General features: G+C 57.0%; 22 protein-coding genes and 1 pseudogene. 13 read left to right on the top strand and 10 right to left on the bottom strand.

What is annotated here, in order from left to right:
* Window positions 1-274: 274 nt before the first annotated feature.
* The 4 genes from bcp (at window position 275) to JTM80_RS10685 (ending at window position 5117) form a co-directional block, all read left to right on the top strand.
* A complete protein-coding gene (bcp, locus tag JTM80_RS10700; RefSeq protein ID WP_172354943.1) occupies window positions 275-745 on the top strand; it encodes a thioredoxin-dependent thiol peroxidase in 471 nt (156 codons plus the stop codon).
* A gap of 40 nt (window positions 746-785) precedes the next feature.
* Window positions 786-1241 carry an NUDIX hydrolase gene (locus tag JTM80_RS10695; protein ID WP_172354945.1) on the top strand — a complete coding sequence of 152 codons (456 nt, stop codon included), beginning with the start codon at window positions 786-788 and terminating at the stop codon, window positions 1239-1241.
* Between the two features lie 52 nt (window positions 1242-1293).
* Window positions 1294-2178 (top strand): alpha/beta fold hydrolase, encoded by an 885-nt coding sequence (locus JTM80_RS10690; protein WP_172354947.1) that lies wholly within the window; start codon window positions 1294-1296, stop codon window positions 2176-2178.
* Between the two features lie 428 nt (window positions 2179-2606).
* The gene (locus tag JTM80_RS10685) at window positions 2607-5117 is read left to right on the top strand and encodes a glycogen/starch/alpha-glucan phosphorylase (protein ID WP_205371166.1); all 2511 of its coding nucleotides are present in this window, start codon (window positions 2607-2609) and stop codon (window positions 5115-5117) included.
* Between the two features lie 479 nt (window positions 5118-5596).
* On the opposite strand, the gene rpsD is transcribed toward JTM80_RS10685, so the two are convergent.
* Entirely contained in the window at window positions 5597-6205 is a 609-nt protein-coding gene (gene rpsD, locus JTM80_RS10680; protein ID WP_205371165.1) for a 30S ribosomal protein S4, read from the bottom strand.
* A 244-nt stretch (window positions 6206-6449) separates the two neighbouring features.
* Between rpsD and JTM80_RS10675 the strand changes: the two genes are divergently transcribed.
* A complete protein-coding gene (locus JTM80_RS10675; RefSeq protein WP_205371163.1) occupies window positions 6450-7175 on the top strand; it encodes a glycerophosphodiester phosphodiesterase in 726 nt (241 codons plus the stop codon).
* On the opposite strand, the gene JTM80_RS10670 is transcribed toward JTM80_RS10675, so the two are convergent.
* From JTM80_RS10670 to JTM80_RS10650, 6 genes and pseudogenes are all read right to left on the bottom strand, one after another.
* Complete coding sequence (locus tag JTM80_RS10670; RefSeq protein WP_172358860.1) at window positions 7172-8284, bottom strand: LptF/LptG family permease; 1113 nt, start codon at window positions 8282-8284, stop codon at window positions 7172-7174. The genes JTM80_RS10675 and JTM80_RS10670 overlap by 4 nt on opposite strands.
* 227 nt (window positions 8285-8511) lie before the next feature.
* Entirely contained in the window at window positions 8512-9240 is a 729-nt protein-coding gene (gene lptB, locus JTM80_RS10665) for an LPS export ABC transporter ATP-binding protein (RefSeq protein ID WP_068507664.1), read from the bottom strand.
* A gap of 278 nt (window positions 9241-9518) precedes the next feature.
* The gene (locus JTM80_RS10660; RefSeq protein WP_172354955.1) at window positions 9519-9983 is read right to left on the bottom strand and encodes an LptA/OstA family protein; all 465 of its coding nucleotides are present in this window, start codon (window positions 9981-9983) and stop codon (window positions 9519-9521) included.
* A 402-nt stretch (window positions 9984-10385) separates the two neighbouring features.
* Complete coding sequence (locus tag JTM80_RS10655; protein WP_172354957.1) at window positions 10386-10781, bottom strand: DUF309 domain-containing protein; 396 nt, start codon at window positions 10779-10781, stop codon at window positions 10386-10388.
* A gap of 135 nt (window positions 10782-10916) precedes the next feature.
* Window positions 10917-11126 (bottom strand): annotated as a pseudogene (locus tag JTM80_RS22700) (ISKra4 family transposase); the annotation flags it as partial.
* A gap of 48 nt (window positions 11127-11174) precedes the next feature.
* Window positions 11175-11471: a hypothetical protein gene (locus JTM80_RS10650; RefSeq protein WP_225906821.1), complete on the bottom strand. Its 297-nt coding sequence runs from the start codon at window positions 11469-11471 to the stop codon at window positions 11175-11177.
* A gap of 237 nt (window positions 11472-11708) precedes the next feature.
* Here JTM80_RS10650 and JTM80_RS23005 point away from each other — a divergent pair, with 237 nt between their 5' ends.
* From JTM80_RS23005 to JTM80_RS10640, 3 genes are all read left to right on the top strand, one after another.
* A complete protein-coding gene (locus tag JTM80_RS23005) occupies window positions 11709-11837 on the top strand; it encodes a hypothetical protein (protein WP_255548908.1) in 129 nt (42 codons plus the stop codon).
* A gap of 254 nt (window positions 11838-12091) precedes the next feature.
* Window positions 12092-12625, top strand: a complete 534-nt coding sequence (locus JTM80_RS10645) for a DUF4330 domain-containing protein (RefSeq protein ID WP_172354959.1) — start codon at window positions 12092-12094, stop codon at window positions 12623-12625.
* Window positions 12626-12870: 245 nt separating this feature from the next.
* On the top strand, window positions 12871-13815 hold the full coding sequence (locus tag JTM80_RS10640; protein WP_172354961.1) for a glycosyltransferase family 2 protein: 945 nt from the start codon (window positions 12871-12873) through the stop codon (window positions 13813-13815).
* Between the two features lie 34 nt (window positions 13816-13849).
* Here the strand turns inward: JTM80_RS10640 and JTM80_RS10635 are convergent, their stop codons facing one another.
* From JTM80_RS10635 to JTM80_RS10625, 3 genes are read right to left on the bottom strand one after another with little or no spacing between them, the layout of a single operon-like run.
* A complete protein-coding gene (locus JTM80_RS10635) occupies window positions 13850-14251 on the bottom strand; it encodes a biopolymer transporter ExbD (protein ID WP_172354963.1) in 402 nt (133 codons plus the stop codon).
* Window positions 14235-14885 carry a MotA/TolQ/ExbB proton channel family protein gene (locus tag JTM80_RS10630; protein WP_205371161.1) on the bottom strand — a complete coding sequence of 217 codons (651 nt, stop codon included), beginning with the start codon at window positions 14883-14885 and terminating at the stop codon, window positions 14235-14237. The genes JTM80_RS10635 and JTM80_RS10630 overlap by 17 nt, the downstream gene beginning before the upstream one ends.
* A 23-nt stretch (window positions 14886-14908) precedes the next feature.
* Window positions 14909-15658 carry a DUF2993 domain-containing protein gene (locus JTM80_RS10625; protein ID WP_255548907.1) on the bottom strand — a complete coding sequence of 250 codons (750 nt, stop codon included), beginning with the start codon at window positions 15656-15658 and terminating at the stop codon, window positions 14909-14911.
* 573 nt (window positions 15659-16231) lie between these two features.
* Between JTM80_RS10625 and JTM80_RS10620 the strand changes: the two genes are divergently transcribed.
* The 5 genes from JTM80_RS10620 (at window position 16232) to secF (ending at window position 21419) form a co-directional block, all read left to right on the top strand.
* The gene (locus JTM80_RS10620; protein ID WP_172358863.1) at window positions 16232-17149 is read left to right on the top strand and encodes an NAD(+) kinase; all 918 of its coding nucleotides are present in this window, start codon (window positions 16232-16234) and stop codon (window positions 17147-17149) included.
* 183 nt (window positions 17150-17332) lie between these two features.
* The gene (locus JTM80_RS10615; protein ID WP_172354967.1) at window positions 17333-17683 is read left to right on the top strand and encodes a DUF565 domain-containing protein; all 351 of its coding nucleotides are present in this window, start codon (window positions 17333-17335) and stop codon (window positions 17681-17683) included.
* 61 nt (window positions 17684-17744) lie between these two features.
* Window positions 17745-18851: a glycerate kinase gene (locus tag JTM80_RS10610; RefSeq protein WP_205371159.1), complete on the top strand. Its 1107-nt coding sequence runs from the start codon at window positions 17745-17747 to the stop codon at window positions 18849-18851.
* A 92-nt stretch (window positions 18852-18943) separates the two neighbouring features.
* Window positions 18944-20356, top strand: a complete 1413-nt coding sequence (secD, locus tag JTM80_RS10605) for a protein translocase subunit SecD (protein ID WP_172354971.1) — start codon at window positions 18944-18946, stop codon at window positions 20354-20356.
* Window positions 20357-20432: 76 nt separating this feature from the next.
* The gene (secF, locus tag JTM80_RS10600; RefSeq protein WP_172354973.1) at window positions 20433-21419 is read left to right on the top strand and encodes a protein translocase subunit SecF; all 987 of its coding nucleotides are present in this window, start codon (window positions 20433-20435) and stop codon (window positions 21417-21419) included.
* Window positions 21420-21531: the final 112 nt, after the last annotated feature.

Here is a 21531-nt window from a genome sequence, read left to right as displayed (position 1 = left end):
GAGGGTGTTTGAAAAGGTATTGCCTGTAATGTTAAGCACTCAGAGATCCCCCCTAAACCCCCTTAAAAGGGGGGAAACCGCCTTAAAGTCCCCCTTTTCAAGGGGGATTTAGGGGGATCTTGCACGCTTTGCTACAAACAGTAGGACTTTTCAAACATCCTCTAAGCGCCTGATATCTAAGCGTTTCATAATTCTGAGCGCTGAATATCTGAGCGCCAAAGTTTAAGCGCCAATATCTAAACTCTCGACGTAAACCCTGATTCGCTAGCTCCTTATGCCGCTCAAACCTGGTGACCCCGCCCCCGACTTTAGCCTCCCCGACGGCAACGGTAATCCTGTAAACCTCAAGGATTTTCGCGGCAAGTGGGTCGTGCTGTATTTCTACCCGCGAGACAATACGCCGGGATGTACGACCGAAGCCTGCGGGTTTCGCGATGCCTATGCAGATTACGAAGCTAGCGATGTGGTGGTGCTGGGCGTTAGCACCGACGATGCCAAATCGCACACCAAGTTTACGACCAAGTACAATCTGCCTTTCCCGCTGTTGACGGATGCCGATGGCGCAGTCAGCACGGCCTACGAGAGCTATGGGCTGAAAAAGTTTATGGGTAAGGAATATATGGGCATCAGCCGCAATACCTTCCTGATTGACCCAGATGGAAAGATTGCCAAAGTCTATCTCAAGGTCAAGCCGGACAACCACGCAGCGCAAATCCTCGAAGATTTAGCAGCGCTTAGGGCATAGCTCCAGACCCGCCTGCGATTACCCCAGCCATTCCCCCGCTATGAACCAAGTCTGGCGATACCTGAAAACAGGACTCGGCGTGGTGTTTCGGCATCCGCTGACGGGCACTAGCATTATCCCCATTCTGCCCGACGGCAAAATTGTGCTGGTGAAGCGGCGCGACAATGGGCGCTGGAGCCTGCCTGGTGGCATGGTGGACTGGGGCGAGGATATACACAGTTCAGTGCAGCGAGAACTGGAGGAAGAGACGGGGCTGCGTTTGGTGACTGTGCGGCGGCTGGTGGGTGTGTATTCATCACCCAGCCGCGACCCCCGGTTTCACTCGATCTGCATTGCGATCGCCGTTGAGGTCGAAGGCGCGTTTATGGTGCAAGACCTGCTAGAGGTGGAAGAGGTGCGGGCGTTTGAGCCGACTGCCATTCCCCACGGGCATCTGTCTCACGACCACGATCGCCAGCTTCAGGATTATTTTGCAGGACTGACAACGCTAGCGTAATGTGTAGTCTGGGGTCGGTTCCCCATATCCCGACGACTTCAGACACTCTAGGATGACTCTACCCATTCGCAACGGACGCATTCGCCTGTCCCAAGGACAGATCTTTTGGCGTGAGGTGGGGCAGGGTGTGCCAATCGTGCTGCTCCACGACACTTGGAGCGACGGTGGCGAGTGGCTAGCAGTGGTGGATCTGCTAGCCGAGCAGTATCACTGTTTGATGCCGGATTTGCTGGGTTTTGGCGAGTCGGAGCGGCCGCGGCTGCATTATTCTGTGGCGCTGGAGGTGGACTGTCTGGCGGAGTGGCTGGAGGCGCTGCGGCTGCGGCGGGTCTCTCTGGTGGGCGTGGGCGTGGGGGCGTGGGTGGCGGCGAGTTTTGCGCTGAAGCATGAAGAAAAGGTGGATGGACTGGTGCTGCTGGCTCCGGAGGGTGTGAAGGTGGTGGGGGCAGCGCAGCGATGGCAGGGCGGGCGATCGCTCCTCTCCCGTGTCCCTCTGGCCCGCTGGCTGCTGAATCTGGTTGCACCTGTTGCGAAGCTATTGGGCTGGCGCAGCGTGTTGAAGCTGCAAGAACGGGTGCGCCTATGGCGGCGATCGCCCGCAGCCAGCCAAATCTTGTTCAACCGTCGCCCAGTGGAAATTCAGGCAGAATACATCGGCGGCGCGTCTATTGACCCGACCAGTGGCTCGACCAGCGGCCCGACCAGCGGCTCGACCGGAACCCACGGACAGCATCTCTCCTGGCTCAAAGCGCCGCTGCTGCTGCTGCAAGGCGACGCAGAAAGCTCCCTCATCGCCGCCCAAATTCGCGCCTACACCGATGCCCCCCGGGCCCAGGTGCAAACGCTGCCAGGCCAAGATTTATTGCAAACTGCGCCAGAAGTCGTCGCCCGCTCAATTCACGCTTTTATGCGGAATAATACCCCTAGCAATGGCTGATCCGCCTCGCTGTCAAGCGTTTGTCGCCCCTGCGATCCTGAAGTTAATCTGAAGCCTGAAGAACTGTAATCCAGCGCACTAATCCAGCCGTACTGAGCGATGTAGGTTGCAGCTAGCGGTCTCTAAGGGTAGGCGGTGCGTTTAGATTTAAGTATTGGATTTTAGGTATTAGATTTAAGGAATGGTTCAATTAACGGTTTGTTTCGCGTGTTTCAACCTCTTTACACGCAACCTCCTTACACACAATCTCCTCACGCAAAGGAACCCACACATCAAGAAAAGTGATGAAGTGATGAATTTCTTAGCCGCTTAAGGCACGTTTTCAGTGGTGGATTCAGTGTGCTGGCCTGGCAGATTTCACCGGAGCAGCCCTCATCCCCCGATTAGCATCATGGTTCGAGCATCTCTTTCACGACATCTCCGCAGGAATGACTGGACATATGCATGTAGAGGACGATCGCACTGGAATGGAAGTGGGCACGCTCAAGCGGGCCTTGGCAGATAACCTGTACTGCATCCAGGGGAAAGACGAATACTTTGCAACGGCCTACGACTACTACATGGCGCTGGCCTACACGGTGCGCGATCGCCTCACCCATCGCCGCATCAAGACCGCCCAGACCTATTTTGAGCGCGATGCCAAAATGGTCTACTACCTCTCCGCCGAGTTCCTCATTGGGCGACTGCTGATCAACAACCTGATCAACCTGGGTATGTATGACCAGATGCGTCAGGCCCTCAAAGAGTCTGGGCTAAATCTGGACGATTTGCTAGAGCGCGAAGAAGAACCGGGCCTGGGCAACGGCGGTCTGGGCCGCCTGGCCGCCTGTTTTCTAGACTCGATGGCGACGCTGGAAATTCCCGCAATGGGCTACGGCATCCGCTACGAGTTCGGCATCTTCCGCCAACTCATCGCCAACGGCTGGCAGCACGAATGCCCTGACAACTGGCTGCGCTTCGGCAACCCCTGGGAGATTGCCCGCCCCGATTACATCGTCGAGGTGAAATTCGGCGGACACACCGAAGCCTTTACTGACGACGAGGGCAACTATCGCGTTCACTGGATGGCGCGGAACACGGTCTACGGTACGCCCTACGACACGCCCGTTCCCGGCTACCGAAACAACACCGTGAACACGCTGCGACTATGGAGCGCCCGCGCTGGCGAAGATTTCAACTTCCAGGTGTTCGACGCAGGCGACTACACTCAAGCCGTCGCCGAGAAGACCTTCTCGGAAAACATTTCCAAGGTTCTCTATCCCAACGACAACACGCCTCAGGGCAAGGAACTGCGGCTCAAGCAGGAGTATTTCTTTGTTTCCTGCTCGCTGCAAGATATTATTCGACTGTATCTGCGGAAGCACGACAATTTCGACGCTTTCCCGGATAAGGTCGCCATTCAGCTCAACGATACCCACCCAGCAATTGGCGTGGCAGAACTGATGCGCCTGCTGATCGATGAACATGGGGTCGAGTGGAACTACGCCTGGGATATCACCCGTCGTACCTTTGCCTATACCAACCACACGCTCCTAGCAGAGGCGCTGGAGAAGTGGTCGGTGAACCTGTTCCGCAAACTGCTGCCGCGCCATCTGGAAATCATCTACGAAATTAACTACAAGTTTCTGGATGAGGTGCGATCGAAGTATCCCGATGAGCCGGAGCGCCTGGCCCGCATGTCGCTGATTCAGGAAGGGCATGAGCAGATGGTGCGGATGGCGCATCTGGCCTGCGTCGGCAGCCACACGGTCAACGGCGTAGCGGCGCTGCACACCGAACTGGTGAAGCAGGAACTCATGCACGACTTCTACGAAATGTTCCCGGAGAAGTTCCAGAACAAGACCAACGGCATTACGCCCCGACGCTGGCTGCTGATGAGCAATCCGGCGCTGTCAAGCCTAATTACTGAAAAGATCGGCGACAGTTGGATTACAAACCTGGACGACCTGCGTCGGCTAGAGGAATTTGTCCATCACGCCGATTTTCAGCAGCGCTGGCGCGACATCAAGCAGTTCAACAAGCAGCGGCTGGCGGATCACATCCTCCGCAACAACGGCATTGAAGTCAGCCCCCATTCGCTGTTTGATGTGCAAATCAAGCGAATTCACGAATACAAGCGGCAATTGCTGAACGTGCTGCATGTGATCACGCTCTATCACCGGATGAAGGCGAATCCCGGTATGGATATGCTGCCGCGCACGGTGATTTTTGGCGGCAAGGCGGCTCCGGGATACTTTATGGCCAAGATGGTGGTGAAGCTAATCAACTCCGTCGCTGACATGGTGAACCATGACCCCGACGTGGGCGATCGCCTCAAGGTGATCTTCCTGGCAAACTACGGCGTGGCCCTGGGTGAAATCTCCTACCCGGCTGCTGACCTATCGGAGCAGATTTCCACCGCGGGCAAAGAGGCATCGGGCACAGGCAACATGAAGTTTGCACTAAACGGGGCGCTGACCATCGGCACGTTGGACGGCGCAAACGTGGAAATTCGCGAAGAAGTGGGTGCAGAAAACTTCTTCCTGTTTGGACTCACTGCGCCGGAAGTGCTGGAGATGAAGGCCAAGGGCTATAACCCGCAGCATTTCTATCAGGGCGATGAGGAACTGCGCCAGGTCGTAGATTCCATTCGCTCCGGCTACTTCTCACCTAAGGAGCCGGATCTTTTCCGGGCGATCGTAGACGCACTGATGCACGGCGATGAGTATATGCTGATGGCAGACTACCGCGCCTATGTAGACTGTCAGGATCGCGTCAGCCAGGCCTATCGAAACCAAGACGAATGGACGCGAATGTCGATTCTGAACGTAGCTCGGATGGGTAAATTCTCATCCGATCGCACGATTCGGGAATACTGCAACGACATCTGGCACGTCCAGCCGATGAGCGTGACGTTGGGCGAATATCGCTCGGAAACAGCGGGACTTCGACGGATCTAGGGGTTGCGATATCGAACTCGACAAAAATTTGTCGATGGGGATGTTGAGTTTGCCCTGAGTGGAGTTTGCCCTGAGTGAAGTACCTCGCATAGAGGACAAACGTAAACTCGATGGCAAAGCAGAAGCCTTGTTCGTGGCAACCGCCTGTAGCGTCCCACCCAAAGGCGAAGCTAGGTTGACGATGCAAATGTTGGCCGATCGCCCAGTCGCAGCTAATCGGGTGGACTCCCAGTCAAACAAAAACCTCCGATGACTGACGGATCATCGGAGGTTTGTCCTATATCAAACGTGCCAACTTTGGGCTAGTCGCTTGATATTTCGCTAAAACAATTCGGATTCAGAGAGGGCATCGCAGCCGCACGAGTGCCAACACTGGAATTTTTTTGGAAAGTAACCTGGAAGTATTGGGGACTTTGCGTAGGATTTGCGGGTTTGACGGTAAGCGGTCTGACTCGCTCGATCGCCTTCCGCAGCAACTCTTACGCCTGTCTGGAGTAGTATTCCACCACCAGCAGTTCGTTGATCGATAGCGCGACCCATTCCCGGTCGATCACGCCGTTTACCTTACCGGTCAGCTTGTTTTTGTCAAACTCCAGATGGCTGGGCAGGTTTGCCAAACCGGGGAACTGGAGATTTTCTTCTACGAGCTTCCGAGAGCGATCGCTGTCTCGCACGCCGATTTCCATACCGGCCTTGCACTGGAAGCTGGGAATGTCTACCACTCTGCCGTTAACGGTGACGTGGCCATGATTCACCAACTGACGCGCTGCTGGAATGGTAGGAGCCATGCCCATGCGAAATACGGTGTTATCCAGCCGCATTTCCAGCAGTTGCAGCAGCGACTCGCCTGTGGAACCAGAGGCGCGACGAGCTTTACGAACATAGCGAAGCAGTTGACGCTCGGTCAGACCGTAGTTGTACCGGAGCTTTTGCTTCTCTTCTAGACGGACGGCATACTCAGTCCGCTTTTTGCGGGCCTGACCGTGCTGTCCGGGGGGATATGCCCGCTTGGGGCTTTTGCGCGTCAGTCCGGGCAGTTCTCCCAGACGGCGCACCACTCTGAGGCGGGGACCTCGATATCGTGCCATTAGATTCCTCTCCGAAATGCTTTCCCAAAACTAACATTGTATCGCTTTATCTGCGAAGTGAAAAGATCAATTTGAAAGCACCTTGGAAGCAAAGAGAGAAAGGAACGGAGGGGGATTCGATTGATTGCCGCTCTACCCGTCTCTCTCCGGTTACCCAAAATCAACTGGCATACAGAACACGCAGCAAGGTTCCGTGGGAACTGTAGACTATGGACTGAACGATTCAGCGCTGGAGTGGACGAGTATGCAACCGCTAATCATTGCCCACCGGGGCGCATCGGCGAATGCCAAGGAAAATACGCTGTCAGCGTTTGAGCGGGCGATCGCCTTTGGAGCAGACATGGTGGAGTTTGACGTGCGCCGCACCAAGGATCGGGTGCTGGTGATCTACCACGATGCCGAAGTGAATGAGAAGCCCATTCGCAAGCTGACCTACTCTGAACTGCACATCCTCGACCCCGACATTCCCACCCTGACAGAGGTCGTGGATCTGTGCAAAGGGAAGATCCGGCTTGATGTAGAGCTAAAAGAGGCCGGCTACGAAAAGCAGGTGATGGAAATCCTGAGGCCAGCCTTCGATGCTGAGTCGATGGTGGTTACCTCGTTTCACCCCTTTGCCATCCGCCGCATCAAGCAACACTACCCCGACGTTAAGGCGGGGTTTTTATTTGGTCATGGTACGGTTAAATTTTGCAAGTCGTTTCGGCTGAATGCGAAGTCGGTGCGCGATCGCGTCCGAGAAATGCGAGCCGATTTTATCGCCCCAAACTGGCAACTGCTGAGCCATAGCCTGCTGTCGCAGGTGGTGATGGGCGATCGCCCAGTTTGGGTGTGGACGGTGAACGATGAGCCGCTGATGACGGATTTGCTGGGCGATCGCCGGATTCAGGGCATCATTACCGATCGGCCCGATGTAGGAATGCAGATCCGCGCGGCGCATCCGGATGCAGTGTTGACAGGGCGGCTCTAGCGCGATGCCCGGATCATTAGCAAAAGTCCGGCAGCGAGTCCAAACAGGTTGGGAATCCAGGCCCCCAGCACGGGGGGCAGGGCCCCAGCCTGGGCGATCGCCCCAAAAATGAAGTACAGGATATAGTACGCAAAAATAATCAGAATGCTGAGGGCAAACCCGGTCGATCGCCCGGCCCGCCGCAGTTGCGACCCTAGCGTTGCCCCCACCAGCCCGAAGACGACGCAGACAAACGGCAGCGAGATTTTCTGCTGAATTCGCACCCTCAGTTCGCGAATTTTGCCAATATTGCCCGCTGGCTCGATAATCTTCAAATATTCCCGCGATTCGGCGATGTTCATTTCGCCATAGTCTTTGCTGCGCTGAGCCAAGTCAAGGGGCGATCGCGGCAGGGCAAGCTGCTGCTCTGTAAACCGCACAATATTCCGAAACGAGCCATCCGGCGACACCACATAAATTGTGCCGTTTTCAAAGTCCCAAGCGCTTTGCTGCGGATTCCACTGGGCCGACTCGGCACTCACAATCTGATTGAGTCCTTCCCGTGAAAAGTCGAGAATCGTCAGCCCCCGCATCCGCTTGCCGTCAAACTCCTTCGAGTAAAAAATCCGCGCCAGGGCGCTTTCGCGACTGCCATCCGGCTGTTGAACCTGCTGAAACTCCTGATAGAGAATATTACTCTCTCGATATTCCACCTGCTCCTGATTCAGCGCCGCCCGCAGCGTTGTCGAAGCACGCAGATTCGCTGCCGGCACAATCGACTCATTAAACGCAAACATCAGCCCCGTGATCAACAGGCAAAAAATCAGCGCAGGCATCATCAAGCGCTGGGTGCTAATGCCACAGCCTCGCAGCGCCACCAGTTCGCTATCGCTCGACAGCCGCCCAAAGGTCATCAGCGTGGAAAGCAGCGTCGCCATCGGCAGCCCATACACAATGAATTCGGGAAACTTGAGCAGCAGCACCTCGATGGCTTTGGCAACTGGCAGCCCCTTTTCAACCACCTGATTCACCAAATAAAACAGGCTATCCACCGATACCCCAATTGAGGTAAACGCCCCCACACCAAAGAGGAACGTTGGCAGCAATTCTGAAATGATGTACCGATCCATCACCGGAATCGGCAGAAGGCGCTGCCACCAAGGCTGGCGAGGCTGGTAGGGGCGAGTGAGAGTGGTCATAGGAAGGGGTGAGTTTGGTGCAGAAGAAGAAGATGCAGGAAAAGAAGCTGAGGAAGAATAGCCTGTTGCAGGGTCGGGGGGTTGGAGGTGCTTTTGGAGCCGCTTCGCATCAGAGGGTTCAGGCTGTCTCCTCCCCACCCCGCCATACTCCAACCCGCTCAGGGCTGAAAGCTATCGCCCAGGTAATACTGCCGCACAAGGGGATTGGCATAGAGTTCTTCGGTGCTGCCGGAGGCAAGGATTTCGCCATCGCGCATGATGTAGGCGCGGTCGGTGATGGCGAGGGTTTCGCGGACGTTGTGGTCGGTAATGAGGATACCAATTTGGCGATCGCGCAGGGTGGCAATAATCTCCTGAATTTCGGCAACGGCGATCGGGTCAACGCCTGCAAACGGTTCATCCAATAAAAGAAACTGGGGTCCGTGGATGCCTGCGGCCAGGGCGCGGGCGATTTCGGTGCGGCGACGCTCTCCACCAGATACGCGGTTTCCGGGTGTCCCTGCAACGGTTTCCAGGCGAAATTCCTTGAGTAGCCCACGGAGCCGAGCCTCATGCTCTTCAGCGGGCACACCAGTTTGTTGAAATACAAGCAGGATGTTGTCACGCACGCTGAGGTTGCGGAAAATGCTTGGCTCTTGGGCCAAGTAGCCAACGCCCATCCTGGCGCGTTCCTGAATTGGCAAACGAGTAATTTCCTGATTATCTAGCCAGACGCGGCCTTGATCCGGGCGTTCGATTCCCGTTGCAATGTAGAAAGTGGTCGTCTTGCCAGCCCCGTTTGGCCCTAGCAGCCCCACCACTTCGCCTTGCCCAACCGAAAGGCTGACGCGATTGACCACTTGCCGCCGCCCATAAGATTTATGAATGTTCTCTAAGACAATCTTCAACGGCGTACTCGCAGCAGATGGAATCAGCCAATGATCTTATCAAAGAAGCAGCGGTTCGGAAGACAGGAGCGCCTAGATCTACCCGAATGGGTTAGGGTGCATCCCAGTTCTGCAAGTTTGCCCTCATCCCCCAGCCCCTTCTCCCAAAACGGGAGAAGGGGAGCCGGATTGGAAGTCCCTCTCCCGCTTTGGGAGAGGGATTTAGGGTGAGGGATAGGTAAAGTGGGATACACTCAACGGGTGATCCGTCCGACCCAATGCGTGATACGCAAATCCAATTATTCTGGACTTTCGGGAAGCTTAAATTCTGGTTTGGGATTGAAGGCGGGCGGGGCGGCGGGGTTGCTGCCCGTGGTGGGGTTGGGGTCGGGCACGATGTAGATGGCTTCGACCTGCTGCCCGCGATCGGGGAGGGCGAGGAAGCGTCCTTCGTCCACTAGGTAGGTGACCACCTCGCCACGCAGGCTGTTGCCCTCTTGCAAGACATAGACATTGCCGCTGAGGACGATGCGGCGTTCGCGGCTGAAGTATTGCGCCTGCACGGCGGTCGCCTGGATCTGTCGGGCGGGGTAGGTGATGCGGACATTCCCTCGCGCCGTGATGACCCCAGTGACAGCGTTGGCTTCGGTAGTGTCTGCTTCGAGACGGAGGGGCTGGCCAGCCGGGGGTGGGGCCTGCGCGGTGGCAGCGTGGAAGGCGGCGGTGGGAAGCGTCAGGGCGATCGCCAACCCAGTAATCCACATCTGTTTCGTCTGTTTCGCCTGTTTCGCCTTCGGTTTTGCTTCTTGCGTTGCCCGACGTGCGCCTGCTGTGGCAGGGCTCAAAAAACGAGAGAAAACCATCATTGGGTTGCCCGGTGGTGAATTCTAAAGCCAGTGAAATCGAGCCGACAGCGTTCTGAACGGTTGTTGTGCCCCTGCAAAATATTAGCAATATTAGCGCCACGCCCCTCAGTTCGAGATCCGCAGAGTCCCAGCTTTTTAAGAGAAAAAGACGCTAGAGCGCCTCAGAAGGTTCCTCAAACAAGTCCCTCGAACAAGTCCCTCGAACAAGTCCGTCACAAAACTTTCTGGAGACTTTCTAAGGGCGATCGCCCTTCTACACAGAAACGCAGAGCAACGAATCGACTTGGCTTGGCTGCTGCGCTATCTCACGGGGTGAATTGTAGGCAGGCAAGGGGACTCGCTGCCTGGAGACGTGGAGAGCGATCGCCATAGCTCCGCCGCCTGCTCTGGCCCGCGCTGCTGCAAGTCCTCCAAGATCGCCGTGCTTTGGTGAACCAACTGCTCCACATCGACCCCGTCGTAGTCTGGTGTATAGCGCCCCAGTCGCCGCAGCCCCTCACCCAGCAGCATCGTCGCCCCACGCCCGTTGCCATTGCTGAGGTGATAGAGCGCCACAGCAATTTGCAGCACGCCCTGATAAAACGTCCGCTCTGGCTCCATTGCCTCTATCCAGATAGCCTCTAAGGTGTCATGACACTCATAAAATTGACGATGGTTAAATTGCTTAACCCCATCCCAAAACGCTGCTTCAAGCATATTTTCCTTAACTAATTCACTGGATCAAATCCACTAGATAAATTAAATTGTCAACGGATCAACAGTAAAGCCTTCTCGATATGGAGGGGAAAATGAAGAGAGTGCATCCCAGTTTTGTAAGCCTCATCTTGAGAATTACTCATTGAGGTAGGCACAACACTGCTTCAGCACCTGTGGGACGTTAGCTTTGCCCCACTGCGCCCCCGATATCTTGATTCGCCGCCCAATTTGTTTAACGGTCGGTTCAATAGTACCGGAACCAGTGGAGATACCTTCGGCTTGATAATAGCCATAATTTACAATCCGCTGTCGATGCTTGTGAAGGTAGCTGATGAAAGTCGTGACCCGCTGGCGTTGCCAATCCGCAAACTGTGCAACCCTCCTTATCTGTTCTTACTCGTTTGCGCCAGGATTGCTCCGGATTTCACGGTAGAGATAGCGCAGCACTTCACCGGGGCGACCGTCGAGGACGATGCCGTGGGGTGGGAAATCCAGGGCGTGCGTCCACTCGAAGCGCTCGGCATAGCGCAGCAGGTGGAGCCGGTCAATCGCCATCTGCGCGTCTTCAGGCAGGCCGATGATGCAGTGGCGCAGGCGGCGACGGTGGGGCAGTTCGCAGGTGAGCGGGGGCAACGAAAACTGGGTCGCCTCCGAGAATGGGGACGACCAGGTGTATTGAACTGTCAGCATTTGGGGTTTCCTCCAGGAAACGAGTGGGGTAGGAAACCCCGAAATGTTGGCCGCCCACGGACGTGAAGCGCTGGGACAGGGCGGCCTACAATGGACGCAGTCCTGAGACAGGCGGTGACTGTCGAGGGGTCAGGCGTTAGTGGGTGCAGCGAACACCTGCCAATGCCGTAGGTGACTAAACGACCAAAATTTCGGGGGAAAGGCAAGCTGCACTGATAGGAATCGAATTACAGCTTGATGGACGTTTGTACTGGATGCGATCGCCCCCGTCAATTGTCCTGCGCCAGCAGCAGCAACGCTCAGTATGGCGGCTCAGTATGGCGGCTCAGTTGGTACTGGGCAAGTGGTGCTGGGCGAGATGTGTAGCGCCAGACTGTGCAGCACAAAGGGAAGCAGATGCTCCCAACCGTCGAAATACAGGCAGACTATTCGTAGCGGGTTGATGCCCGCAAATCATCCAAAAAGGTCTTAAGTCCCTCGACTGCCCAAATATTTTTCCCCTCTAATGGACGGACTGCACCACCGTCATCCCGTCGTGCTACTCTTTCATAGTCCGCTGCATTGCAGTGGTGCAGGAATTGGGTTAAACCTGGTATTGCGTCGGCTAGAACGCTTCAGACATGGCTATTCTGGACTCAAAGGGACGGTTGTTTGGCAAGGTCAATATCCTCGATTTAGGCGCGGCGCTGGTGATGCTGCTGGTAGCGGTGGCAGTTTTTCTAGTGCCAGGAACTTCGGGTTCCTCGGTGGCGCAGCTTGGCGTACAGACCAAGCCCGTGCAGGTGGATACCATTGTGCGTGGGCTAACGGTCAGCGATCCGGCGGCGCTGGTGCAATCCTTGCAAGAGAGCAAAAAGGTCAATGTGATCATCCGTAACCAGCCCTATGGCGAACTGGACGTGGTGGGCGTAAAGCAACTTCCCCGCTCGGTGGCGGTTCCCCAGCCCGATGGCACGGTGATTTCGCTGCCCGATCCGCGCCCAGAGTTGGACTTCACCCTAGACATGATGATTACTCTGGCGGGAGATGCCCAAATGACGGACGATGGGCCAGTGCTGGGCAACAACAAGGTGAAAGTGGGCACGCCGCTGGAACTGGAGGGACAAACCTTCCGATTCAATGCACCTGTGGTCGGTGTGCGAATTCAGGAATAAGCGTCCTCCATTTGGGACAGGTCGCCTGGCATCTGCGCTAAGCTCGGAATGACGTGCTGGCGGCCGTAGGCTGCTGGGGCTGATGTCCAATTCTCCCAGGTGGCGCTGCGAAGGAAATTGCTGGAAGCCTAGCAAAAGCTTGACTGGCAGTCCAAAATCGCAAATCCAATCGCAAATCCAAAATCGGAGAATGGAGATTGCGCCGAGATTGCACCGCCTGATTCAGAACTTGTCCGAGGGAAAGCGTGTTCTTTAGCGTTGTTATTCCGACTTACAACCGCAAGCCGATTCTGGAAAAATGCCTGCGATCGCTCGAACAGCAGGTCATTCCGCCCAACAGCCCCATCGAAGGCTATGAAGTCGTCGTCGTAGACGACGGCTCGACGGATGAAACCGTCGGCTGGCTCCGGGCAAACGCCGCAGCATTGCCACACGTCCGCCTGTTTCTGCAAGATCACCAGGGGCCGGCTGCGGCTCGTAATCTGGGCGTGGAAAAAGCAACGGGCGACACGATTATCTTTATCGACAGCGATCTAGTGGTGACAGAGGTCTTCTTGCAGGCCCACGCGGCGGCGCTGGTGGAAGGCACAAAGCGGCTGGGGAGCGATCGCCTCTTTACCTACGGCCGCGTGATCAATACCTGCAATTTCGACGACCCAACCGCTGAACCGTTCAAGGTGACGGATTTTTCGGCGGCATACTTTGCCACTGGAAACGTGGCGATCGCCCGTCACTGGCTAGAGCAAGCAGGGCTGTTTGACACGCGCTTTCAGCTCTACGGATGGGAAGACCTGGAACTGGGCGTTCGCCTGAAAAACCTGGGGCTGACCCTCGTGAAATGTCCGGCGGCCGTCGGCTATCACTGGCATCCACCCTTCGCCCTCAGCCAAATTCCCAACCTAATTGACAAAGAAATTCAGCGCGGCCGCATGGGCGTGTTGTTCTACCAAAAGCACCCCACTTGGGACGTGCGCCTGATGATCCAGATGACCTGGCTACACCGCGTCCTGTGGGGCGTGCTGTCTCTCGGTGGCCGGCTCAACGAGCGCACCCTCGCGCCCCTGCTGCAATGGCTAATCGATCGGGGCAAACCGCAGCTTGCGCTCGAAATCGCCCGCGTCTTCCTCAACTGGTACAACGTCCAGGGCGTTTACGCCGCCTACGATGAGTTCCTCGCCTCCAAAGCCTGAAATCCAAAATTCAAAATCCAAAAATCCAAAATTGCTAGGGTCGTTCCGTGGCGATCGCCAACCGCACATTCGGAATTGCCCGCAGCCGATCCATCACCGCCACCACCTGACCGTGGGGTACAGCCTTATCGGCATTAATCACCACCAGCGGCGAATTGCCCCCGTCCGTCCGCTGGCGCACCGCTGCATCCAGCGCGTCTAGCGTAATCGGCTGTTGGTTTAGCAACAGGTTTCCGCTAGCGTCAATGGTGACGACGGTTTGCTCCTGGGGTTGAAGCTCTGCCGTCGCCGCCCCTGGCAGGTTCACAGGCAACCCCTCGGAGCGCGTCAGAAACAGCGTAGACAGGACAAAGAAGGTGAGAATCGCAAAAATCACATCGATCATCGGCACGATGTTGATCGACGGCGGCGGATCTGGCTCACTGGGTAGGCGCATAGGGGGGACTCCGATATTCCTGACGGCGGCGGTGTAGCAGTTCCAACTGGCCGCCGTATTCCTGAATCAGCGCTACCTGCCGCTGATATAGGCCGCGAAACGTGTTGGCAAACAGCAGCGTGATAATCGCCACAATCAGCCCAGCGGCGGTGGAGATGAGCGCCTCGCTGATGCCCGCCGTTACCCCTGCGGTCTGCGTACCGCCGAGGTCGCCCAGCCGCAGCGAGCTAAAGGATTGGATCAACCCCAGAATCGTGCCCAACAGCCCTAGCAGCGGCGCAACGCTGATCACCGTGTCGAAGACTGTGTTGAACCGTCGTAGCAAGGGCAGCTCCGCTTGGGCCGCGCTCTCTAGCGCCAGCCGAAACTCGTCCGGTGTGGCCTGCTCTAGCTCCAGCGCCGCCAGGAAAATGCGGGCCATGGGCAAGTTGGCGTGCTGCTCTAGCTTTTGAAACGCGGCGCGGGGGCTGCGGCGATAGAGGGCCAACGTGTCTTGGATGACGCGATCTTGCTGGCGGGTCAACTGCCACCAGAACACTAGCCGCTCTAGCACTAGCGCCATCGCCAAGATCGATAGCCCTAGCAGCGGCACCATCACCAGGCCGCCCGTGGAAAGTAGGTTAGGAATTGACATGAAACGGGGCAAAAAAGGCGACTTTACCGAGAACCGGGAAAGTGGTCTATTTGAGCATACCCGGTAAACACCAGTTTTTTGCCGTGGGTTTCCAGACGATTGATCCGCACCATCACGCCGTCCAGATCAAACCGATCTAAATCCACCATGCCGTCTAGCACCTCAGCAAAGGCGAGGCTGACGATTTTAGAGAGCGATCGCCCCTCGTCTGGCACACCCTCTGGATCAAACTCCGCATTCTGAAAGCGGATCTGTCGGCGCTTTTCAACGGCGATCATAGACCGCAGGCTAATCGGCAGATCCTTCCGGTTTGGCAAATCTACCTTTGCCCCAATATGCACCTGGTTTTCGGGCATCAGGGTAATGTGGACATCCCGAAAAGATACGGGTTCGCCGCCCGACAGATTCGTCAGCGCCTCCATCTCTACATTCACCAAATGCTGGCGCACCAAATCAGCGTCAAAAGCCTTGTTAATCCCCTCTTCTGTGAGGATTACCTGCGCCACGGCCTGCGTCGGCTGCTTGAGGCGGAGTTGCCCGCTCAGCGCCGAGGCCGGGTCAATCGACACTGCATCCGTAGTAAACGACATTTCTTCGACGTGGAAATCGCGCCGAATCACCAGGTTACGGCCCTGCATCTTGAAGCTGTCGATGCTGCCTTGCAACAGCTTGCTGGAGGGAAAGCAGCGGATCTGCACATCGATGGCTTCGCTGCTCGTGAACAGGTGGCGGATGGACTGGTTTGCAACCGCATTCAGCACCTGCTCACCCATGTCAGTATTGAGTGGGCGTGTGAAACCAGTAAAACCGCCAAACATAGGCTTTGTTAAAAGGGTATCCAGCAGTAGAGGGGTGGGAGGCATTCGCAGCGGATCGTTCAATTCTTGTAACGAATTTGTAACGAAGCCACCTCACTTGTAACAAGTATTCACAAAAGTCGCAACTCAAAGCAGAATTGGGGAGATTGGAGAACCCGCAGGGGGTCATTAGCTGGGATTATCAATCTGTATTGGGGGGCGATCGCCCCATCCCCTGCCAACTCTTGAGCAGCAGCGTGCAAACTTCTACGGTTGGACATAATCTAAATAGTAAGGGAATGATGGGTCAGCCTGGAGCGCAGCTTTGTCTCGGCTCTCTATCTCGGCTAACTCTGTCTCGGCTAACTCTGTCTTGGCTAGCTCTCTTTTGGTCGCTCTTGGTCGCTCTTGCAAATGCGTGTTGCCGGAGTTCAAGCTGCATCGCTGCTGCGGAGCCAGTCTGGAGGGCGATCGCCAAATTCGCCGACCCGACCCTCGTGCGACCCTTTCCCTCGACGACTGCCCAACCACCAGAACCGGACGCTGAGTGTGCCCAAAATCGGGATTATCTACAACGACATCAAACCTGTGGCCTGCCGCATTGCGGAAGAACTGAACGAGAAAATTGCAGGCTATGGCTGGGAGGTACACCTAGCAACCGGAATGGGCGGCATCCTGGGATATTCCAAGCCGAACCGGCCCATGTGCCATACGCCGATCGCCAGTCTCGCCCCCACCGGGTTTGACGAAGACATGGCGCTGGCGGTGGTGCTGGGCGGAGATGGAACCGTGCTGGCAGCGTTTCGGCAGGTGGCTCCCCACGGCATCCCGCTGCTGGCCATCAACACGGGGCACATGGGCTTCTTGACCGAAACCTATTTGAACCAGCTTCCTCAGGCAATTGAGGCGATTTTGGCGCAGGATTACGATATCGAAGAGCGCCTGATGCTGACGGTTCAGTTGTTTCAAAAGGACGTGCTGGCCTGGGAGGCGCTCTGTTTGAACGAGATGGTGCTGCATCGAGAGCCGCTAACCAGCATGTGCCACTTCGAGGTGGAAGTGGGCCGCCACGCGCCCGTCGATATCGCCGCCGACGGCATTATTCTCTCTACCCCCACGGGGTCTACCGCCTACGCGCTGTCGGCAGGCGGCCCGGTGATCACGCCCGACGTAGCCGTGATGCAGTTGGTGCCGATCTGCCCGCATTCGCTGGCCTCTCGCGCCCTGGTTTTTTCTGCCACAGAACCCGTTACAATCTACGCAGCTAATCCTGATCGCCTAGTGATGGTCGTGGACGGCAACGCAGGCTGCTACGTGTGTCCTGAAGACCGGGTGCGCGTGCAGCGATCGCCCTATCCTGCCAAGTTTGTGCGGCTAAAGCCACCGGAATTTTTCCACGTCCTCCGCGAGAAACTGGGCTGGGGCCTGCCCCATGTCGCCAAACCCACCTCCGTCGAGCTGCCTTAATCCACGCAATGTGCAACTTTGCCGATCCCCCTCACCCTAAATCCCTCTCCCAGGGCGGGAGAGGGACTTCAAGCTTCTCTTGCTCCCCTTCTCCCGACCTGGGAGAAGGGGTCAGGGGATGAGGGCAGATTGAAAGTTGCACATCGTGCCTTAATCCCCAACTCCTAATCCCCATCTCCAGAAATGCAGGACACTCGCCTGACTCGCCTCCTCAACGGTACGCTGGGCCAGTTTGACCAATGGCTGCTCAATCCCTGGCGGCGGATTTCGCTGGTAGTGATGAGTTTGCTGCTGGGAAATTTTCTGGCGGGGGCGGTGGCCACCACAGCCGGAGCGACTTCAGAGTTGGACATTTTGGTGTCAGCCTTGATGGTGGCGATAACGGAGGCGATTAGTCGCTTTGTGTATTGGCAGCGGCGATCGCAGCTTGTCAACGGCCGTCCGCGCCCGTCCATCGTGTCAGAGATGCTAAACGCCATGAAAATAGGGCTGACCTACGGACTGTTTTTGGAAGCCTTCAAGCTGGGAAGCTGAGGCGCAGCAGAAGTTCGACAAGCGGTTCGGCAAGACGCATTGTGGCAACTTACAGCAACTTGTGGCAACTCAGAACGCTCCATTTCAGACCCTCCTGGCGCAACTCGCTGACGAACCGTTTCCTGGGCAGGGTTCTGATTCGTCCGCAGCCGTTTCGTTAGCAGTTTCGTTGCTAAGGGCAGATTGGCTGGCACGGGGCTGGCGACCTGAGCAGTTTGGGCTTGCCGATGCCCAGCTAGACGACTGGATGATCGCCCAAGCCGAACAATTTCGACAGGCGTATCGGGCGATCGCCCCCCTTTGCCAGGATGAACTCGGCTGGGACGTAGTGCCCCTAGATCTGCTGTGGGGTCTGTGGCTGCCGCTGGCAGAATGGCTCAAGCAGTGCTGGCGATTGCACTCGCGACCTCTGATTCAGGGCATCTTGGGCGGGCAGGGCACGGGCAAATCGACCCTGGCGCGGCTGCTACGCGGCATTTTGGCGGCGGACGGGCTGCGGGTTGTTTGTTTATCGATTGATGATTTGTATAAAACCTGGGGCGATCGCCAGCAGTTGCAGCAGGCCGATCCGCGATTGCGCTGGCGCGGCCCCCCCGGCACGCACGATGTAGATCTGGGAATTCAGACGCTCCAAGCCCTGCGACAGGGCAAAAGTCCCGTGCTGCTGCCCCGGTTCGACAAATCGCTGCACCAGGGCCAGGGCGATCGCACCGCGCCAGAGCCAGTTTCCGGTGCAGACCTGGTGCTGTTTGAAGGCTGGTTTGTCGGGCTGCGACCCATCGACTCAGCCGCCTTCGACGACGCGCCGCTGCCCATTCTCACCGCCGCCGACCGAGCCTTTGCCCGCGACTGCAACACTCGTCTGGCGGACTATCTGCCCCTGTGGAACCTACTGGATGGGCTGATTGTGCTGCGCCCCGATGATTATCGCCTCAGCCAGCAGTGGCGAAAGCAAGCCGAACACCGCATGGCCGCCGCTGGCCGCCCCGGCATGAGCGATGCCGAAATCGACCAGTTTGTGGAATATTTCTGGCGATCGCTCCATCCTGCGCTATTTTACCCGCCCCTGCTGCGGGATTCTGAGCAAGTGGATTGGGTGGTGGAGGTGCGGGCAGATCGGCAAGTGGATCGCGTTTGGAAGAGCAGAGGGAATGACGGGACAGCATGATCCTCGATTTTCACAGTTCCACCCCAAGGCGCTAACGCCCCAACACTTCCCAAATCCGGCTATCATAGCGATTGTCGTATGAGCTACAAAGCATGGGCAGACAGCGTTCTCTCCTGGCGTTGATTTTACTGTTGGCGATCGCCGCGGCGGTTTTGCTAACCCAGCGACCGCTGAATTTGGGTCTGGATTTGCGGGGCGGATCACAGTTGACGCTCCAAGTCAGCCCGACGGCAGAAGTCCCCGAAATCACACCAGAGAAGATGGAGAGCGTGCGGGCGGTGGTGGAGCGCCGGGTCAACGGGCTGGGCGTATCGGAGGCGCTGGTGCAGACCGTGGGAGACACGCAGCTTTTGGTGCAGCTTCCGGGCGTGAGCGATCCGGCCCAGGCAGAGCGAGTGTTGGGCGACACGGCCCAGCTCGATTTTCGCCAGCAGCGCCAAGGTACAGAGGCCCAGCTTCGGGCAGAATATCAAGTGCTGCAAGGCTTGCTCGTGCAGCAGGCGAATCTAGAAATCAACAACGCAGACCCGGCAGAACTGGCCGAAAACCGAGCCGCCATCGAGCGCAGCAACCAGGCGATCGCCAGCTTGTTCGACAAAGTAGGGCTAACGGGCGACATGCTACGAAATGCCTACGCCCAGCCCATCAGCGGCAACGCTTGGGAAGTGGGGCTGGAATTTAACGAGGAGGGCGGTCAGAAATTTGCCGAAATGACCAAAGCCGTAGCGGGCACAGGCCGCAGCCTGGGCATTTTCCTAGATGACGATCTGCTCAGCGCTCCCACCGTAGACGTGAAATATGCCGAAACGGGCATCGTCGGCGGCCGCGCCAGCATCAGCGGCGGCTTTGACGCACAGCGGGCCGGGGAATTGGCGCTGCAACTGCGGAGTGGGGCGCTGCCTGTGCCGGTGGAAATTGTCGAAAACCGCACTGTCGGCGCAACTCTGGGCCGCGACAGCATTCAGCGGAGTATCTATGCGGCGATCGCCGGCCTCATTCTCGTCCTCATCTTTATGGTGGTGTATTACCGCCTGCCGGGTCTGCTAGCTGATATTGCTTTGGTCGTCTACGCGCTGCTGACCCTGGCGCTGTTCAATCTACTCAACGTCACACTCACGCTGCCGGGGATTGCCGGGTTTATCCTCAGCATCGGCATGGCGGTGGATGCCAACGTGCTGATCTTCGAGCGCACCCGCGAAGAATTGCGGTCTGGCAAAACCCTCTACCGCTCCGTGGAATCTGGCTTCTATCGCGCTTTTTCCAGCATTTTGGACAGCAACGTCACCACACTGATTGCCTGTGCTGCCCTGTTTTGGCTAGGGGTGGGCCTGGTCAAAGGCTTCGCCCTAACGCTGGCAATTGGCGTGGTCGTCAGCATGTTTACCGCGCTGACCTGTACCCGCACGCTGCTACTCACTGCGCTGTCGGTTCCCAGCCTGCGGAAGCCCAGCTACTTTAGCCCCGGCGTTTCCAATTCCCCCTCGGCTCGTCCCTCTTCGACCTGAGAAGGTTTGAGCATTTCTCGAAACAAGGCTCCGCTCTGCCGTTCATTTCTGCCGCACGTCTGGCAAAGGCAACTCCATGAAACTGCACGTCATCAAACAGCGCAACCTCTGGTGGGCGATCTCCGCCGCGTTCATCCTCAGTGGACTGGCAGCGATGTTGATCTCCTGGCAAAACTTTGGTGCGCCGCTGCGGCCTAGCCTCGACTTTGTGGGCGGCTCCCGGCTCCAGCTAGAGCTGGCCTGCGCCCGCGAGAAAACCTGTGAGCAGCCCATCGATCCAGCAACGGTGCGGTCTGTTCTGGCAGAACAGGGACTAGCAAACAGCAGCATCCAGGTATTAGGAACCGAGCAAGATGCCCTGCTGATTCGCACTTCGACGCTGAATGTGGAACAGCGAACCGAACTCCTGCAAGCCCTGGAGGCCAAGCTGGGCAAATTTGACCCTGCTGCAACCCAGATTGACACCGTGGGACCCACGCTCGGTCGGCAGATTTTCACATCGGGGCTGCTGGCGCTGCTGGCGGCCTTCGCGGGCATTATGGTCTACCTCAGCCTGCGGTTCCAGTTCGACTATGCTCTGTTTGCGATTGTGGCACTGCTGCACGATGTGCTGGTGACGCTGGGGCTGTTTTCGATCCTGGGGCTGGTGTCAGGGCTGGAAGTGGATAGCCTGTTTATTGTGGCGCTGCTGACGATTGTGGGCTTTTCGGTGAATGATACGGTGGTAATTTACGATCGCATTCGGGAGCGCATCAAGGAAAGCCCGGGCCGCCACATCAATGACATTGTGGACGAGGCGGTAAACCAAACCCTGACCCGCTCCATCAACACGACATTGACCACAATCTTGAGTCTGGTGGCGATCTTCCTGTTTGGCGGAGAAACGCTGAAATACTTTGCCCTGGCGCTGATTGTGGGATTCGTAGCGGGTGCTTATTCCAGTATTTTTATCGCCAGTACGCTGCTGGCCTTTTGGCGAGAGCGGACGGGACGGGCGATCGCCCAGCCAGAACCCGTTGCCGACGGCCCGCTTGACATTACTCCCAGCCCAGAAGATGCCTGACCACCAAGGGCATCTAAGCACCGACGCAGTTTTACTTAGATATGGCTAGGACTTACGCACTTGCGATTAAACTTGTCGGGTTTTGGACAATTTCTCGCAGGCTGCGCCCGCG

Source organism: Thermoleptolyngbya sp. PKUAC-SCTB121, assembly GCF_016919485.1.
GTDB classification, from domain to species: domain Bacteria; phylum Cyanobacteriota; class Cyanobacteriia; order Elainellales; family Elainellaceae; genus Thermoleptolyngbya; species Thermoleptolyngbya sichuanensis.
This window is presented reverse-complemented; position numbering and strand designations above follow the sequence as displayed.

Coding starts and splice junctions, on each gene's coding strand:
- bcp (WP_172354943.1), top strand. CDS start 275: ATGCCGCTCAAACCTGGTGACCCCGCCCCCGACTTTAGCCTCCCCGAC.
- JTM80_RS10695 (WP_172354945.1), top strand. CDS start 786: ATGAACCAAGTCTGGCGATACCTGAAAACAGGACTCGGCGTGGTGTTT.
- JTM80_RS10690 (WP_172354947.1), top strand. CDS start 1,294: ATGACTCTACCCATTCGCAACGGACGCATTCGCCTGTCCCAAGGACAG.
- JTM80_RS10685 (WP_205371166.1), top strand. CDS start 2,607: ATGACTGGACATATGCATGTAGAGGACGATCGCACTGGAATGGAAGTG.
- rpsD (WP_205371165.1), bottom strand. CDS start 6,205: ATGGCACGATATCGAGGTCCCCGCCTCAGAGTGGTGCGCCGTCTGGGA.
- JTM80_RS10675 (WP_205371163.1), top strand. CDS start 6,450: ATGCAACCGCTAATCATTGCCCACCGGGGCGCATCGGCGAATGCCAAG.
- JTM80_RS10670 (WP_172358860.1), bottom strand. CDS start 8,284: ATGGATCGGTACATCATTTCAGAATTGCTGCCAACGTTCCTCTTTGGT.
- JTM80_RS10660 (WP_172354955.1), bottom strand. CDS start 9,983: ATGTGGATTACTGGGTTGGCGATCGCCCTGACGCTTCCCACCGCCGCC.
- JTM80_RS10655 (WP_172354957.1), bottom strand. CDS start 10,781: ATGCTTGAAGCAGCGTTTTGGGATGGGGTTAAGCAATTTAACCATCGT.
- JTM80_RS10650 (WP_225906821.1), bottom strand. CDS start 11,471: ATGCTGACAGTTCAATACACCTGGTCGTCCCCATTCTCGGAGGCGACC.
- JTM80_RS23005 (WP_255548908.1), top strand. CDS start 11,709: ATGGACGTTTGTACTGGATGCGATCGCCCCCGTCAATTGTCCTGCGCC.
- JTM80_RS10645 (WP_172354959.1), top strand. CDS start 12,092: ATGGCTATTCTGGACTCAAAGGGACGGTTGTTTGGCAAGGTCAATATC.
- JTM80_RS10635 (WP_172354963.1), bottom strand. CDS start 14,251: ATGCGCCTACCCAGTGAGCCAGATCCGCCGCCGTCGATCAACATCGTG.
- JTM80_RS10630 (WP_205371161.1), bottom strand. CDS start 14,885: ATGTCAATTCCTAACCTACTTTCCACGGGCGGCCTGGTGATGGTGCCG.
- JTM80_RS10625 (WP_255548907.1), bottom strand. CDS start 15,658: ATGGGTGAGCAGGTGCTGAATGCGGTTGCAAACCAGTCCATCCGCCAC.
- JTM80_RS10615 (WP_172354967.1), top strand. CDS start 17,333: ATGCAGGACACTCGCCTGACTCGCCTCCTCAACGGTACGCTGGGCCAG.
- secD (WP_172354971.1), top strand. CDS start 18,944: ATGGGCAGACAGCGTTCTCTCCTGGCGTTGATTTTACTGTTGGCGATC.
- secF (WP_172354973.1), top strand. CDS start 20,433: ATGAAACTGCACGTCATCAAACAGCGCAACCTCTGGTGGGCGATCTCC.